We start from the raw sequence: 13,496 nt of genomic DNA, 5'->3' as shown, positions 1-13,496 counted from the left end.
GGCCCCAGCACGACCATCGCGACGGCGCACAGCACCGCGCCGGCGGCGGCGGGCGCCATCCGCCCGGCGCTCGCGCCGAGGATCACGGTGCCCGCGGACACGGCCGCCAGCACCCCGCCGACGATCATCCGGGTGTCGGACGGCCCGGACCGCTCGGCCGCCACCTCCCGCATCGCGGCCAGCGGCGGCACCCGCGACGCCCGCAGCGCGGGGCCGAGCGCGGCCACCAGCGTGACCAGCAGCCCGACCGGGACCGCGATGAGGATCGACGTGCCGGAGACGACGAGCCCCTCCATCGCGATCCCGATCCGGAACTGCGTGAAAAGCTGCCGCAGCAGCGCCGCGAACCCGTAGCCTCCGGCGAGGCCGGCCAGCGTGGCGACCGCGCCGATCACCAGGGCCTCGAAGCCGACGATCGTGACGACCTGGCGGCGTCCCGCGCCGAGGGCCCGCAGCAGCGCCGACTCGCGGGTCCGCTGCGCCTCCGTGATCGCGAACGTGTTGTGGATGCTGAACGCCGCGACGAGCAGCGCCACGCCGCCGAACGAGGCGATCACGATCCGGAACACGCGCAGGAAGCCGCTCTCGACGAGGCTCATGCCCTCGTCGACCAGCGCCTTGCCGGTGACGGCCTCCGTGCCTGGGGCCAGCACGGGACGGACGCGCGCGGCCATCTCGTCCGGGCTCACCCCGTTCCCGGCGCGGATCCAGACCCCGCTGATCCGGTCCGGTGCCCGCGCGACATACCGCTGGGCGCCTTCCAGCGAGAACGCCGTGAAGGACGTCTCGCCGAACGCGTCCTCGTCGCCGAACTTGCTGATGCCGACGACCGTGACGGGGACCCGGTCCGGGGTGAGGACCGCCGTCCGGTCGCCGACCTTGAGCTTGCCCTCGTCGGCGAACATCTTGTTGATGACGACCTCGTCGGGCGCGCGGGGCGCCCGGCCCTCCGCGAGCCGGTAAGGGTTCAGCTTCGGGTCGGTCAGCCAGTTCCCGGCCGTGCGGGGACCGCGCGAGGGGATCGTCGTCCCGTCCTTCGCGAGGAGCTGGCCCGATCCCTGGATCATCGGCTCGGCGTTCGCGACGCCGTTCACCCGCCGCACCCGGTCGAGGACCGCCGCGTCGATCTGCCCGCGCGCGCCCCACGGCGCGTCGCTGACGCTCGTCGCGTTCCGGACGGTGACATCGGTGTCACCGTAGGCGCGTGAGAAGTAGCCGTCGATGCTGCCCGCGAGGGTGTCGCCCAGCACCAGCGTCCCGGTCAGGAACGCGACACCGAGGAAGACGGCGACCAGCGACCCGGCCAGCCGCCGCTTGCGCCCCCACAGCTCCTTGAGGACCAGCCCGGTCATGACCGGCCGCCCAGCCCGTGCATGCGGTCCAGGACCCGGTCGGGCGTGGGCGCGTCCATCACGTCGACGACCCGCCCGTCGGCCAGGAACACGACCGCGTCGGCGTGCCCCGCGGCGACCGGGTCGTGCGTGACCATCGCGACGGTCTGGCCCAGGTCGTCCACCGCGCCGCGCAGGAGGCCGAGCACCTCCGCGCCCGTCCGCGAGTCGAGGTTGCCGGTCGGCTCGTCCGCGAACACGATGTGCGGACGGGTGACCAGCGCGCGCGCCAGCGCCACCCTCTGCTGCTGCCCGCCCGACAGCTCGGACGGACGGTGCGACAGCCGCTCCCCCAGGCGCAGGACGCGCACGACCGTGTCGAACCACTCGCCGTCCGGGCGGGTGCCCGCCAGCGTCATCGGCAGGACGATGTTGTCGCGCGCGGTGAGCGTGGGCAGCAGGTTGAACGCCTGGAACACGAACCCGATCCGCTCGCGCCGCAACCGGGTGAGCCGCCGGTCCGAGAGCGCGCCGAGCTCCTCGTCGCCGACGTAGACCGAGCCGGACGTCGCGTCCTCCAGCCCCGCCACGCAGTGCATCAGCGTGGACTTCCCGGCGCCCGACGGTCCCATGATCGCGGTGAACCGGCCGGCCGGGAACACCACGCTGACCTCGTCCAGGGCGCGGACGGCCATGTCGCCGGAGCCGTACACCTTCGTGAGCCGGACGGTCCGCGCACCGCCCGCCGCCTCGCCCGGCGCGGCGGACGCGCCCTGTCGCAGGGCGTCCTGCCGCCGAGCATCCCGGCGCTGAGCGCCCGCCCGTCTACCGCCCAGCCGTTGAGCGCCCAGCCGCTGGACGCCGCGCGCCCGGCGTCCGCCGTCCCTGTCGTCGTTCATCGATCGCCTCGCCTCTGCCGCGTTTCCCATGGCCGAGATCGTCGCGCCGCGCCGAGGCGCCCGTCGTCCGGCCAGAAGAGGCACCGCGGCTGCTCCTCGGGCGGCATCCCGGACCCCGCGCCTGCTCCTCCGGCGGCATCCGGCCCCCCACGGCTACACCTCGCGAGGTACGCCGACGCGCCCGGCCCGTAGCCCTGGAGCGCTCGAATAAGACCCGTTGTCCAATTGTGACGCGCGCAACATACAAGCAGGCTTGCTTGCTTGTATGTCGCGCTCGTACCGTCGAAGACGTGTCAGTAAGCAGTCGCCGACGCCGCCGCCACCACGGCGAGAGCCGCCGGACGCAGGAGGAGCGCCGGTCGCGCACCCAGGCCAGGCTCCTGGAGGCCACCACGGAGTGCCTGGTGGACCTCGGCTGGTCCGGCACGTCCACCACCGAGGTGGCCCGGCGCGCAGGGGTGTCCCGCGGCGCGCAGCAGCACCACTACCCGACCAAGATGGTGCTCGTCGCCGCCGCGCTGGAGCACCTCCTGGAGGCGCAGCGCCTCGCCTATGAGACGGCGTTCGCCGTGCTCCCGGCGGAGCGCCGCAACGTCGAGGGCGCGCTCGACCTGCTCTGGCAGGTGTTCCGCGGCCGTCCGGCGAAGGCCCTGATGGAGCTGGCGGTGGCGGCCCGCACCGACGACGAGCTGCGCCCGCTGTGCTGCGACCTGAACGAGCGGATCCTCCGGGTGATCGTGGAGGTCTTCGAGCGGCTGTTCCCCGCGAACACGCTGCCGCCGGACTTCACCGACACCGTGCTGCGCGGCCTGTTCGCCATGTTCGTCGGGCTGTCGCTGCAGAACGCGCTCGACGACGACGTCAACGGCCACCAGGCGGCCGTGCTCCGCCAGGTCAAGGACATCGCCCGGCTGATCGTCCCGGAGCCCGGCGGCCCCGCCCCGGGCGGCCCCGCCCCCGACACCCCCGACGCCCAGGCCGTGTCCTCGGACGAGGCCGAACCCCGCGCCGCGGCCGCGCCCGGCACCTGACCCACGATGCCGACCCAGCCCGCCCCCACCCCCGAACACAGCAGAAAAGCCGCACCGCCGGCAGTACCGCCCCCGAGGGAGCCCGCCATGCCCAAAGCGCCCACCGAACTCGCCGACGAGGTCCGCGAGCAGGTCAAGGACAAGAAGTCCTACCTCGGCGTCATCGACCGCCTGAACAAGGCGTCGGTCGAGAAGCACTGGGAGGCCTACGCCGACATCCCCTGGGACGATCCCGAGTTCGCGGTGGACAAGAACGACCCGCGCTGGGTGCTGCCCCAGTTCGACCGGCTCGGCGAGACGGAGTGGTACAGGTCGCAGCCCCCGGAGATCCAGGCGCAGATCGGCCTGTGGCGCGTCGCCACCGCGATGAAGATCGGCCTCCAGTTCGAGAACCTGCTGAAGCGCGGCCTGCTCAACTACGCCTACCGGCTGCCGAACGGCCGCCCCGAGTTCCGGTACGTCTACCACGAGACGACCGAGGAATGTCATCACGGCATGATGTTCCAGGAGTTCGTCAACCGGACGAAGATGCCGATCCGCGGCATGCCGCGCTCGCTCAGCCTCATCGCGCAGGCGGCCCCGTGGATCCCGCTGATCAACACCGAGATGTTCTTCGTGTTCGTGCTCGGCGGCGAGGACCCGATCGACTACGTCCAGCGCAAGTCCCTCAAGGGCGGGCACATCAAGCACCCGCTCGAAGAGACGATCATGAAGATCCACATCGCGGAGGAGGCCCGGCACATCTCCTTCGCCCGGCACTACCTCAAGCACCGGGTGCCGAACATGAACCCGCTGCGCCGCCGGATCCTCGGCATCGCGACCCCGATCGTCCTCGGCGTGATGGCGCGGATCATGCTGTCCCCGCCCGGCCCGATGGTGCGGCACTTCAACATCCCGAAGGACGTCGTCCGCCAGGCGTACAAGAACGACATCTCGCGGGCGGAGATGGCCAACTCGGTCGGCAAGATCCGCGACCTGATGGCCGAGCTCGGCGTGATCAGCCCGATCGGCAAGCAGGTATGGAAGGCGTTCGGCATCTGGGACGAGCCGAAGACGCGCCGTCCCGTCGAGGCCGCCAGGGCCGCCTGAGCATGGCGTCCACGGAGACCGCGCCCCCGGCCGCCGGAGGCGCGGACCCCGCCGCCGGAAGCGCCGCCGCGTCGGCCCCGGCCGGACGTTCCGCCGTGGTGACGCCCGCGGCGGGACCGGGCGGACCGTACCGCGTCGTCATCATCGGGACCGGGTTCTCCGGTCTCGGGATGGCGATCGGGCTGAAGAAGGCGGGCGTCCACGACTTCGTCATCCTGGAGAAGGCGGACGAGGTCGGCGGCACCTGGCGGGAGAACACCTATCCCGGCTGCGCCTGCGACATCATGTCGCTGCTGTACTCCTACTCGTTCGAGCCGAAGAGCGACTGGTCGCGGATGTTCCCCAAGCAGCGCGAGCTGCTGGAGTACATCAAGGGCATCGTCGACAAGTACGAGCTGGCCCAGCACATCCGGTTCCGCACGGAGGCCACCGGCACGGCCTACGACGACGCCACCGACACCTGGCGCGTGGCGGTCGCCGGCGACGGCGCGGCCGACGGCGAGATCGTCCGCGGGCGGGCGCTGGTCGCGGGCATGGGCCCGCTGCACCTGCCGAACGTCCCCGACCTGCCGGGCCTCGCCTCCTTCCAGGGCACGGCGTTCCACTCCGCCGAGTGGGACCACTCCTACGACCTCACCGGCAAGCGCGTCGCGGTGATCGGCACCGGCGCCTCGGCGATCCAGTTCGTCCCGCAGATCGCGAAGCGGGTCCGGTCGCTGACCGTGTTCCAGCGGACGCCGCCGTGGATCATGCCGAAGCCGGACCGGCGGGTGACCGCGTTCGAGAAGACCCTGTTCCGCCGCGTCCCAGGCGTCCAGCGCGGCTACCGCAACGGGATCTACCTGCTCCAGGAGAGCTTCGTCCTGGGCTTCAAGAACCCGGGGCTGCTCAGAGCGGCGAGCTCCATCGCGCGCTGGCACCTGGCCCGCCAGGTCCCGGACCCCGAGCTGCGCCGCAAGCTGGTCCCCGACTACACGATGGGCTGCAAGCGGACGCTCGTGTCCAGCGACTACTACCCGGCGCTCATGCGGCCCAACGTGGAGCTGACCACCGAGGGCATCGCGGAGGTCCGCGCGCACTCGATCGTCACCCGGGACGGCCGCGAGCACGAGGTCGACGCGATCATCTTCGGCACCGGCTTCCACGTCACCGACGCGTTCGAGAACGCCCCGATCGTCGGCCGGCACGGCCTGCGCATCCAGGACGCGTGGAAGGACGGCATCGAAGCGCACCTCGGCGTCACGGTCGCGGGCTTCCCGAACCTGTTCCTGCTGCTCGGCCCGAACTCCGGCCTCGGCCACAACTCGATGATCTTTATGATCGAGGCGCAGGTCCGCTACGTCCTCCAGTGCCTGCGGATGCGGGACGAGGCGGGCGCCACGAGCATCGCGGTCAGGCAGACCGTCCAGGACCGCTTCAACGCCTGGGTGCGGCACAGGTCCGAGGGCGCCGTCTGGGTCGCCGGGGGCTGCGACAGCTGGTACCTCGACCGCGACGGCGTCAACCGGGCGGCCTGGCCCGCGTCCACCGTCGCCTACTGGCTGCGGACGCGGCGCCTCGACCCGGACGACTTCCGCATCGAGCGCCGGGACGAGACCGGGGCCCGGCCTTTCGTCCCAGGGTGAGTATCGGGCATACCGAACCACCCCGTAGAATCCCCGCAATTGAACATGACATCCAATTAGCCGTACCGGATTCCGCCCCTCCGGCCGCGGCGTCGAGCACCGAGCGGAGCGCGCAATGAGCATCGCGATCGTGACCGGAGGCGCATCCGGCATCGGCCGTGCGATCGCCACGTCCCTGGTGGCGCGCGGCGACACCGTCGTGGTCACCGACATCAACGCCGACGGCGCCGTGACCGTCGCCGACCGGCTGAACGGCCTCGGCCGGGGCAAGGCGACCGCCGCCGCCCTCGACGTCACCGACGCCGCCGCGGTCGCCGAGCTGTACCAGGGCGTGCGGGCCGACCACGGCCGGCTCGACCTCGTCTTCAACAACGCGGGCATCGCCGTCGGCGGCCTGGCCGAGGAGCTCACCCTCGACCACTGGAACCGCGCCATCGACATCAACCTCAAGGGCGTCGTGCACGGCGTCCACGCCGCCTACCCGATCATGCTGGAGCAGGGTCGCGGGCACATCGTCAACACCGCCTCGCTCGCCGGGCTCGTCCCGATGCCGATCGGCATCCCCTACACCGCCACCAAGCACGCCGTCGTCGGCCTCTCCCTCGGCCTGCGCGCCGAGGCCGCCGGACGCGGCGTCAAGGTCAGCGTCGTCTGCCCGAGCTTCGTCGACACCCCGCTGCTCCACAACGTCAACCCGGGCCTCCCGGAGACCGCGCTCAGCGGCGACGCCACCGGCGACATCAAGAAGGCCTCCCCGCGCCTCTACACGGCCGAGAAGCTGGCCCGCGACATCATGCGCGGCGTCGAGCGGAACCAGGCCCTCATCGTGGCCCCCGCCCACGGCCGGGCCGCCTGGCGCGGCGTCCGCCTCAGCCCCGCCGGCGCCGTCCGCGTCGCCCAGCTCGCCGTCAACCGCATCCGCAACTGACCCCGCGCAGACCACAGGCGAGCATGCCCACGCGGCGGCCGGCACCCGTCCCGGACAGGACGAGCGCCGGCCGCCGCCGGCATCAGCCGGTCTGGCCGGGGTCGGGATCGCCGGGGCCCGGGACGATCAGCAGGCCAACCGAAGACGAGGAGCGCAGCCACGCCCCCGTGATGCGGCGGCGGTCACCGGGGCGCCAGGCCGCGGGCGGATCGAAAACACTCGGATGACGCGGACCTCCTGCCCCGGCGACACGGGCACTACGCGCAGCTAGACGTCGAGCCCGAACCTCGCTCGCGAACGCCTCACGGAACTCCCACTGGTCGGCGTAAGCGTCCTTGACCCGCACCTCGTACATCTCGCCCTCGGCCCGGACCGCCACGGCGGCGTTGGCGTAGCTGCGCAGCGGCCCGGAGCCCCGGCCGAGCAGGACGTCGACCAGCGCGGCCCTGACTTGGCTCAAATTAGTGCGCACCGCGGTCGTGGATGCGGGTGAGGGCATCGCGGAGGTCGTCGGGTAGCGGGTCGACGGCTGTGAGGGTGTGCTCGCCGGCCTGGATGTTGATGGTGCGGTAGCGGCGGGTGGTGCGCACGAACTTCTTGATCGACCAGCCGGTGGTCTGCTCGATCCACCTGCTGACGGCCAGGGCGGCGAACACGACCGTCAGGTGCGCGTCGATCGACTCGCGCTTGTGGTGGTAGATCGGCCGCGCACGTAGGTCGTGTTCAGACATTCGGAACGACTTCTCGATGTGGAACAGTCGGTGGTAGGCGTCGATCACGAACTCGGCGGTGACGTCCGGGAGGTTGGTGACGTGGCCTTTGAGGCCGGCAAGGGCGCGTGCCTTGGCTTCCAGGGTCCGGTTGACACTCTTTGTGGCGCCGGTGAGCTGGATGAACCGGTTGCGTTTGACCGCGGTCTTGCCAGCGACGGCCTGCTCGGCCTTGGCGACCTGTTCGTCGATGCCGTGCAGGGTGCGCCGAGCCCGGTCCGCCCGGTACTGGTAGCAGATGATCTGGTCGCGGCGCTGGTCCTTGGGGCCGGCAGGCCAGGGCTGGGTGAAGATGTGCCCGTCGGGGATCTGCTCATCCGGGTGCTCGTGGCGCCACGCCTGGACCACGTACGGCACGTCGGGTATCCGCGCGCCGAGGGTGAACGACAACCCCGCGGCCTCGATGGCCTGCTGGTTGGCCGCACAGATCATGCCAGCGTCGGCCACGACCGTGACATCAGCCAGCTGGTGGGCATCCATGAACGCACGGATGGTCGGCAGCATCGTAGTGGTCTCGCCCCGGTTGCCCTCGAACGCGTTAGCCATCAACGGAAACCCGCTTGCGTCGGTGAGCAGCCCGATCGTGATCTGCGGCTCCAGGCGGCGTTCTTTGCAGAACCCGGGCTCACCGAACCCGTCCCCGGCATCGGTCTCGAAGTACAAGGTGGACACATCGTAGAGAACCAGTGACGCCGGCCCCAGATCAGCGGTGCGGGCGCACGCCGCGGCCAACTCCTGCCGCCAGGACTCTTGCGCGAACGCGGGCAGACGCCGCTTGAGGGTCGCGTACGCCAGCGGGTCGAAACCTGCCTCCTCGACCACCCGCAGACTGTCCAGCTTGCTGGTCGGCTCGACGATCCGTGCCAGCACCAGCAATCAGAACACCTCGTCACCACCAGCGGCCTCCTCGAACCCCAACAGCTGGTAGGCGTGGCCGAGCGCGTCCCACAGGTACCCCATCGGCGACGACGTGATCGCAAGCGGCCCACCACCAGCACCACTGCCGGCCTGCAACGCCGCGAAGTCCGGGCCGAAGTCGAACTCGGGCTGCCCCACAGCCAGACGCTGCCTCGCCACCGCCTTGAGCGCCTCCAACACCGCATCGTCATACGCCGAGCCGATGTGCTCGATGTCCCGCGACCCGCGACGCGAGGAGTGCACGATCTGCACCGCCCTGGCCCCCGACGCCGTCTTCACCGTGCGCACATACGCCACGAGAGACAGCCTGGAACCGGCCGCTTAGTGCGCAGATTTTCGCCGTTCACACGACGAAACCGCAGCTCAACAGCCAGCACCCTACCCAAGATCAGCGATCTTGAGCCAAAGTCAGTAAGGTGACGGAATGGTCATGCGGGTGGCGGTTCCCGTGCTGCCGTGCCGAGATGTGCAGGCAGCGCGGTCGTACTTCACGGACGTGCTCGGATTCGACACCATATTCACCTGGGAGACCCCACCTAGCTACGCGGCCGTGATCCGCGACACCGCCGAGTTCCACCTGTACGCCGACAGCAGCGTCGGCCCGGCCAGGGTGACGGTTGTCGTCGACGACGTCGATTCCTGCCACGACGAGCTGCGCGCCCGCGGCGCCGACATCGTCGAGCCGCTGGCTGACCGGCCCTACGGGATGCGCGACTTCAACGTACGGACACCCGATGGGCACTTGTTGATCTTTAGCCAGCCGCTTACCGAGTACGGGTGACCATCAGCGGACCAGCCGGAAGAATGACCGGACCTCGTCGACGAACAACGCCGGCTGCTCGAACGCCGCGAAGTGGCCGCCCTTGCCGGGCTCGTTGCAGTACCGGATGTTCGGGAACCGGCGCTCCGCCCACCGTCGAGACGGGCGCTGCAGCTCCTTGGGGAACACCGAACAGCCGGTGGGTACGGTCACCGGCGCGCCGGCCGACCCGGAGATCTATTCGTTGACCTGCCGGAGGCTTTCCCAGTACAGCCGGGCGGATGAGGCACCGGTGCCGGGCAGCCAGTAGAGCATCAGGTTGTCGAGCAGCTCATCCCGGGTAATAACCCGATGCAGGTCGCCACCGGAGTCGGTCCACGACCAGAACTTCTCGACGATCCAGGCGCGGAGGGCGGCCGGCGAGTCGACCAGCCCGTAGCCGACCGTCTGCGGCCGGGTCGACTGCTGCGCCGAGTATCCGGAGCCCCATTCGTCCGCCTCCCGCAGTGTCGCCAGCGCCGCCCGCTCGGCACCGGTGAGGTCGTCCAACGTGGCCGGATCGGGCGGTGCGAGCGGCGGCATGAGATGGATGCCGGCGACCCGATCGGGTTGCCGTTGACCGCGATGCTCGTGGCGATGCTGGTGCCCCAGTCGCTGCCCTGGGCGCCGAACCGCCGGTAGCCGAGCCGGGCCATCAGCTCGCACCACGCGTCGGATATCCGCTCGATTCCCCACCCCGGCGCGGCCGGCTTGTCGCTGAAGCCGTAACCGGGAAGCGATGGGCAGACCCCTAGAACCGGCCGCTCAGTGCGCAGATTTTCGCCGTTCACACGACGAAAGCGCAGCTCAACAGCCAGCACCCTACCCAAGATCAGCGATCTTGAGCCAAGTCAGGTCGTACATCTCGCCGCGGCCCGGACCGCCACGGCGGCGTTGGCGTGGCAGCGCAGCGACCCGGAGCCCCGGCCGGGCAGGGATGCCGACGAGCGCGGCCGCCAAGGCGGCGGCCACCGCGCAGGCCGTCAAGCGGAGGCCGGGACGGGATCAGCGGAGTCGCCGAGAGGGCGAAGGCTCACCGCGGACCGCGGCGGCCAGCAGTTCCCGGGCCGCCGCACCGGACGGCTCGCCGGGGACGTCCTCACCGCGGACGGGGGCCAGCCGCACCACGACCTCGTCGACCGGCGACGTCGTGTCGGCTCACTCCTCGAAGCGGGAACCGGGCAGCGGGCCGTACGGCCGTGCGCGGCGGACAGGCCGTCGATGTCGGCGGCTAGCAGGGCGCGGGCAAAGCGCCCGGCGGGCGCGGTGCAGCCGTATGCTCACCGCGCTGAGTGAGCACCCGAGCACCGTGGCGATCTCCGCGTTGGACAGCCCTTCCCACGCGACAAGGGCGAGCATCTCGCGGTCGCGGTACGGCAGGCGGCGGACCACGTTGGTGACGACCGAGTCCCCCCGACCGGCACGGCGGCACGCCGCCACGCGATCGCGAACGTCTCGGCGACGACGGCGGCGGCGTCCTCGGAAGTGTCACAGCGACGCAGGGCATAGCCCAGCAGGGGTCGGTAGGCGGCGTTGTCGACCGCCGTGAACTCGTTCTCATCCATTCGCGGTCTGCGCGTCCGGAGTCCTTGGCATGTCGGCTCCTCGGTAGGGGTCGCCCGTACTTGTCCGGACCCCCACCGACTTTCACCGCGCGGCAGGACGGAGGCGGGTCACTCCTGAGATTCGGAGGACCGCTCCTTCAACTCCTCCTCGGAGAGCTTCGGGAAGTGGAGGTCGAACGCCGGACGCTCGGAGCGGATACGCGGGATCGACGTGAAGTTGTGCCGCGGCGGCGGGCACGACGTCGCCCATTCGAGGGAGTTGCCGAACCCCCAGGGGTCGTCCACGTTGACGCGGGTCCCGTGCCGGGCCGTCCAGTAGACGTTGTAGAGGAAGAACAGCGTGGACGTGCCGAGGATGAACGCGCCGACGCTGGACACGCGGTTCAGGTCCGTGAACTCGGCCGGATAGTCCGCGTACCGCCGCGGCATCCCCTCGGCGCCCAGCCAGTGCTGCACCAGGAACGTCGTGTGGAACCCGATGAACAGGAACCAGAAGTGCACCTTCCCGAGGGTGTCGTTCAGCATCTTCCCGGTCATCTTCGGCCACCAGAAGTAGAAGCCGGAGAACATCGCGAAGACGACGGTGCCGAAGACGACGTAGTGGAAGTGGGCGACGACGAAGTAGGAGTCCTGCATCTGGAAGTCCAGCGGCGGCGACGCCAGGATGATGCCGGTCAGCCCACCGAACAGGAACGTCACGAGGAACCCCACCGCGAACAGCATCGGTGACTCGAACGTCAGCTTCCCCCGCCACATCGTGCCGACCCAGTTGAAGAACTTCACGCCGGTCGGCACCGCGATGAGGAACGTCATGAACGAGAAGAACGGCAGCAGGATCTGCCCGGTGGTGAACATGTGGTGCGCCCACACCGTCATCGACAGGCCCGCGATGAGGATCGTCGCGCCGACCATCCCGAAGTAGCCGAACAGCGGCTTCCGGCTGAACACCGGGATGACCTCGGTGATGATGCCGAAGAACGGCAGCGCGATGATGTAGACCTCGGGATGCCCGAAGAACCAGAACAGATGCTGCCACGTGAGCGCACCGCCGGACCCCGGGTCGAACACGTGCGAGCCGAACCGCCGGTCCGACTCAAGCACCAGCAGGGCCGCGGCGAGGATCGGGAACGCCATCAGCACCAGCAGGCTCGTCAGCAGGATGTTCCAGGTGAAGATCGGCAATCGGAACATCGTCATGCCCGGCGCCCGCATCCCGATGATCGTCGTGACGAAGTTGACCCCGCCGAGGATCGTCCCGAAGCCCGACAGCGCGAGCCCCATGATCCACATGTCGGCTCCGACGCCCGGCGTCCTGATCTGGCTCGTCAGCGGCGAGTAGGCCGTCCAGCCGAAGCCCGCGGCGCCGCCTGGTGAGAGGAACGAGGCGAACACCATCAGACCGCCGAACAGGAACAGCCAGTAGCTCAGCATGTTGAGCCGCGGGAACGCCACGTCGGGCGAGCCGATCTGGAGGGGCATGATGACGTTCGCGAACCCGACGAACAGCGGCGTCGCGAACAGCAGCAGCATGATCGTGCCGTGCATGGTGAAGAGCTGGTTGAACTGCTCGTTGCTCACCAGTTGCAGCCCCGGGGAGGCGAGCTCTCCCCGGATCACCATGGCCATGAGCCCGGCCAGGAGGAAAAAGACGAACGAGGTGATGAGGTAGAGGTGCCCGATCACCTTGTGGTCGGTGGTGGTCAGCCAGGACACCAGTACCGAGCCCCGGGGACGCCGCACGGGCGGCGCCTCCGGGAGTGGGCGGCCGAGAAGGACCATGCCGGGCTCCCTGGGGGACGGGGATGCCTTCAACTATTCGCCCGCGCCCAATGGGACGCAAGGCATCGGAGTGATCCGCCTACGCTGGGCCCCGTGGAACGCATACTGGTCAGTTCCTGCCTTGCGGGTAGGCCCGTCCGATACGACGGCGCCGCCAAGCCGGTGGACGCCGGTCTCTTCGAGCGCTGGCGCGTCGAGGGTCGCCTCGTCCCGTTCTGCCCTGAGGTCTCGGGAGGGCTGCCCGTCCCGCGCCCACCGGCCGAGATCGTCAGCACGTCTCTTGGCAGTAATGGGACCGTCGCCGACGGAGCCGCAGTCCTCGATGGGAAGGCGAGGGTCCTGACCGACGCGGGCGCCGACGTGACCGATGCGTTCGTTCACGGGGCTCGGCTCGCCCTGGACGCGGCCGAACGCGCCAGCGCGCGGATCGCGATCCTCAAGGAAGGCAGCCCGTCCTGCGGCAGCCACCGTATCTACGACGGGACGTTCACGGGCGCGTCGGTCGCGGGTGACGGAGTCACGACCGCGCTCCTGGAGCGGGCCGGCATCCGCGTCTTCTCCGAGGATGACCTGGAAGCCGTCGCGGCACTGCTCGCTCGACTGGAGAATTGAAAAGTCCGGAAATGAGAAAGGCCCCGCCGTGACGGCGGGGCCTTCCTGCAATATGAGTCCGGCGGTGTCCTACTCTCCCACACAGTCTCCCGTGCAGTACCATCGGCGCTGAGAGGCTTAACTTCCGGGTTCGGGATGGGACCGGGTGTT

13 protein-coding genes, 1 rRNA gene and 1 pseudogene are annotated in these 13,496 nt (G+C 70.1%); 6 read left to right on the top strand and 9 right to left on the bottom strand.

Annotated elements, in window-relative coordinates; all coding sequences use genetic code 11:
* Together E1300_RS40245 and E1300_RS40240 are read right to left on the bottom strand one after the other, a co-directional pair.
* Window positions 1-1,352: ABC transporter permease (locus tag E1300_RS40245; RefSeq protein ID WP_131762547.1), on the bottom strand; the 1,352-nt coding region annotated here is incomplete at its 3' end.
* Window positions 1,349-2,230 carry an ABC transporter ATP-binding protein gene (locus tag E1300_RS40240; protein ID WP_131762546.1) on the bottom strand — a complete coding sequence of 294 codons (882 nt, stop codon included), beginning with the start codon at window positions 2,228-2,230 and terminating at the stop codon, window positions 1,349-1,351. The genes E1300_RS40240 and E1300_RS40245, both read right to left, overlap by 4 nt.
* 290 nt (window positions 2,231-2,520) lie before the next feature.
* Between E1300_RS40240 and E1300_RS40235 the strand changes: the two genes are divergently transcribed.
* The 4 genes from E1300_RS40235 to E1300_RS40220 all read left to right on the top strand — a co-directional run bounded on the left by E1300_RS40235 (window position 2,521) and on the right by E1300_RS40220 (window position 6,903).
* Window positions 2,521-3,261, top strand: coding sequence for a TetR/AcrR family transcriptional regulator (locus E1300_RS40235; protein WP_242619693.1), 741 nt, complete (start codon window positions 2,521-2,523; stop codon window positions 3,259-3,261).
* Between the two features lie 87 nt (window positions 3,262-3,348).
* A complete protein-coding gene (locus tag E1300_RS40230) occupies window positions 3,349-4,350 on the top strand; it encodes an AurF N-oxygenase family protein (protein WP_131762544.1) in 1,002 nt (333 codons plus the stop codon).
* A gap of 2 nt (window positions 4,351-4,352) precedes the next feature.
* Entirely contained in the window at window positions 4,353-5,975 is a 1,623-nt protein-coding gene (locus tag E1300_RS40225) for a flavin-containing monooxygenase (RefSeq protein WP_131762543.1), read from the top strand.
* 115 nt (window positions 5,976-6,090) lie between these two features.
* The gene (locus tag E1300_RS40220; protein ID WP_131762542.1) at window positions 6,091-6,903 is read left to right on the top strand and encodes an SDR family NAD(P)-dependent oxidoreductase; all 813 of its coding nucleotides are present in this window, start codon (window positions 6,091-6,093) and stop codon (window positions 6,901-6,903) included.
* An 82-nt stretch (window positions 6,904-6,985) separates the two neighbouring features.
* On the opposite strand, the gene E1300_RS40215 is transcribed toward E1300_RS40220, so the two are convergent.
* Together E1300_RS40215 and E1300_RS40210 are read right to left on the bottom strand one after the other, a co-directional pair.
* A complete protein-coding gene (locus E1300_RS40215; RefSeq protein WP_131762541.1) occupies window positions 6,986-7,363 on the bottom strand; it encodes a hypothetical protein in 378 nt (125 codons plus the stop codon).
* Window position 7,364: 1 nt separating this feature from the next.
* A pseudogene (locus tag E1300_RS40210) lies at window positions 7,365-8,888 on the bottom strand (IS1634 family transposase).
* A gap of 127 nt (window positions 8,889-9,015) precedes the next feature.
* Here E1300_RS40210 and E1300_RS40205 point away from each other — a divergent pair.
* The gene (locus tag E1300_RS40205) at window positions 9,016-9,372 is read left to right on the top strand and encodes a VOC family protein (protein ID WP_131762540.1); all 357 of its coding nucleotides are present in this window, start codon (window positions 9,016-9,018) and stop codon (window positions 9,370-9,372) included.
* A gap of 3 nt (window positions 9,373-9,375) precedes the next feature.
* Here the strand turns inward: E1300_RS40205 and E1300_RS51915 are convergent, their stop codons facing one another.
* From E1300_RS51915 to ctaD, 4 genes are all read right to left on the bottom strand, one after another.
* Window positions 9,376-9,564, bottom strand: a complete 189-nt coding sequence (locus E1300_RS51915; protein ID WP_207400232.1) for an alpha/beta fold hydrolase — start codon at window positions 9,562-9,564, stop codon at window positions 9,376-9,378.
* A 24-nt stretch (window positions 9,565-9,588) separates the two neighbouring features.
* Window positions 9,589-9,933, bottom strand: a complete 345-nt coding sequence (locus E1300_RS51910; protein WP_207400231.1) for a hypothetical protein — start codon at window positions 9,931-9,933, stop codon at window positions 9,589-9,591.
* A 615-nt stretch (window positions 9,934-10,548) separates the two neighbouring features.
* Complete coding sequence (locus tag E1300_RS53015; RefSeq protein WP_242619694.1) at window positions 10,549-10,749, bottom strand: RNA polymerase sigma factor; 201 nt, start codon at window positions 10,747-10,749, stop codon at window positions 10,549-10,551.
* Window positions 10,750-11,063: 314 nt separating this feature from the next.
* Window positions 11,064-12,734, bottom strand: coding sequence for an aa3-type cytochrome oxidase subunit I (gene ctaD / locus E1300_RS40190; protein ID WP_131762539.1), 1,671 nt, complete (start codon window positions 12,732-12,734; stop codon window positions 11,064-11,066).
* 93 nt (window positions 12,735-12,827) lie between these two features.
* Here ctaD and E1300_RS40185 point away from each other — a divergent pair, with 93 nt between their 5' ends.
* Entirely contained in the window at window positions 12,828-13,346 is a 519-nt protein-coding gene (locus E1300_RS40185) for a 2-thiouracil desulfurase family protein (protein ID WP_131762538.1), read from the top strand.
* Window positions 13,347-13,402: 56 nt separating this feature from the next.
* On the opposite strand, the gene rrf is transcribed toward E1300_RS40185, so the two are convergent.
* Window positions 13,403-13,496, bottom strand: a 5S ribosomal RNA gene (gene rrf / locus E1300_RS40180); the annotation flags it as partial.

This window comes from Actinomadura fibrosa, assembly GCF_900659615.1.
GTDB classification, from domain to species: Bacteria; Actinomycetota; Actinomycetes; order Streptosporangiales; family Streptosporangiaceae; genus Spirillospora; species Spirillospora fibrosa.
Note: the sequence above shows the minus strand (reverse complement) of the source record. Positions and strands in the feature narration are given on the sequence as shown.

What these genes read in the sequence shown, in the direction of transcription:
- E1300_RS40220 (WP_131762542.1), top strand. Translation starts at nt 6,091, where the DNA reads ATGAGCATCGCGATCGTGACCGGAGGCGCATCCGGCATCGGCCGTGCG.
- E1300_RS40225 (WP_131762543.1), top strand. Translation starts at nt 4,353, where the DNA reads ATGGCGTCCACGGAGACCGCGCCCCCGGCCGCCGGAGGCGCGGACCCC.
- E1300_RS40205 (WP_131762540.1), top strand. Translation starts at nt 9,016, where the DNA reads ATGGTCATGCGGGTGGCGGTTCCCGTGCTGCCGTGCCGAGATGTGCAG.
- E1300_RS51910 (WP_207400231.1), bottom strand. Translation starts at nt 9,933, where the DNA reads ATGCCGCCGCTCGCACCGCCCGATCCGGCCACGTTGGACGACCTCACC.
- ctaD (WP_131762539.1), bottom strand. Translation starts at nt 12,734, where the DNA reads ATGGTCCTTCTCGGCCGCCCACTCCCGGAGGCGCCGCCCGTGCGGCGT.
- E1300_RS40240 (WP_131762546.1), bottom strand. Translation starts at nt 2,230, where the DNA reads ATGAACGACGACAGGGACGGCGGACGCCGGGCGCGCGGCGTCCAGCGG.
- E1300_RS40230 (WP_131762544.1), top strand. Translation starts at nt 3,349, where the DNA reads ATGCCCAAAGCGCCCACCGAACTCGCCGACGAGGTCCGCGAGCAGGTC.
- E1300_RS53015 (WP_242619694.1), bottom strand. Translation starts at nt 10,749, where the DNA reads ATGCTCGCCCTTGTCGCGTGGGAAGGGCTGTCCAACGCGGAGATCGCC.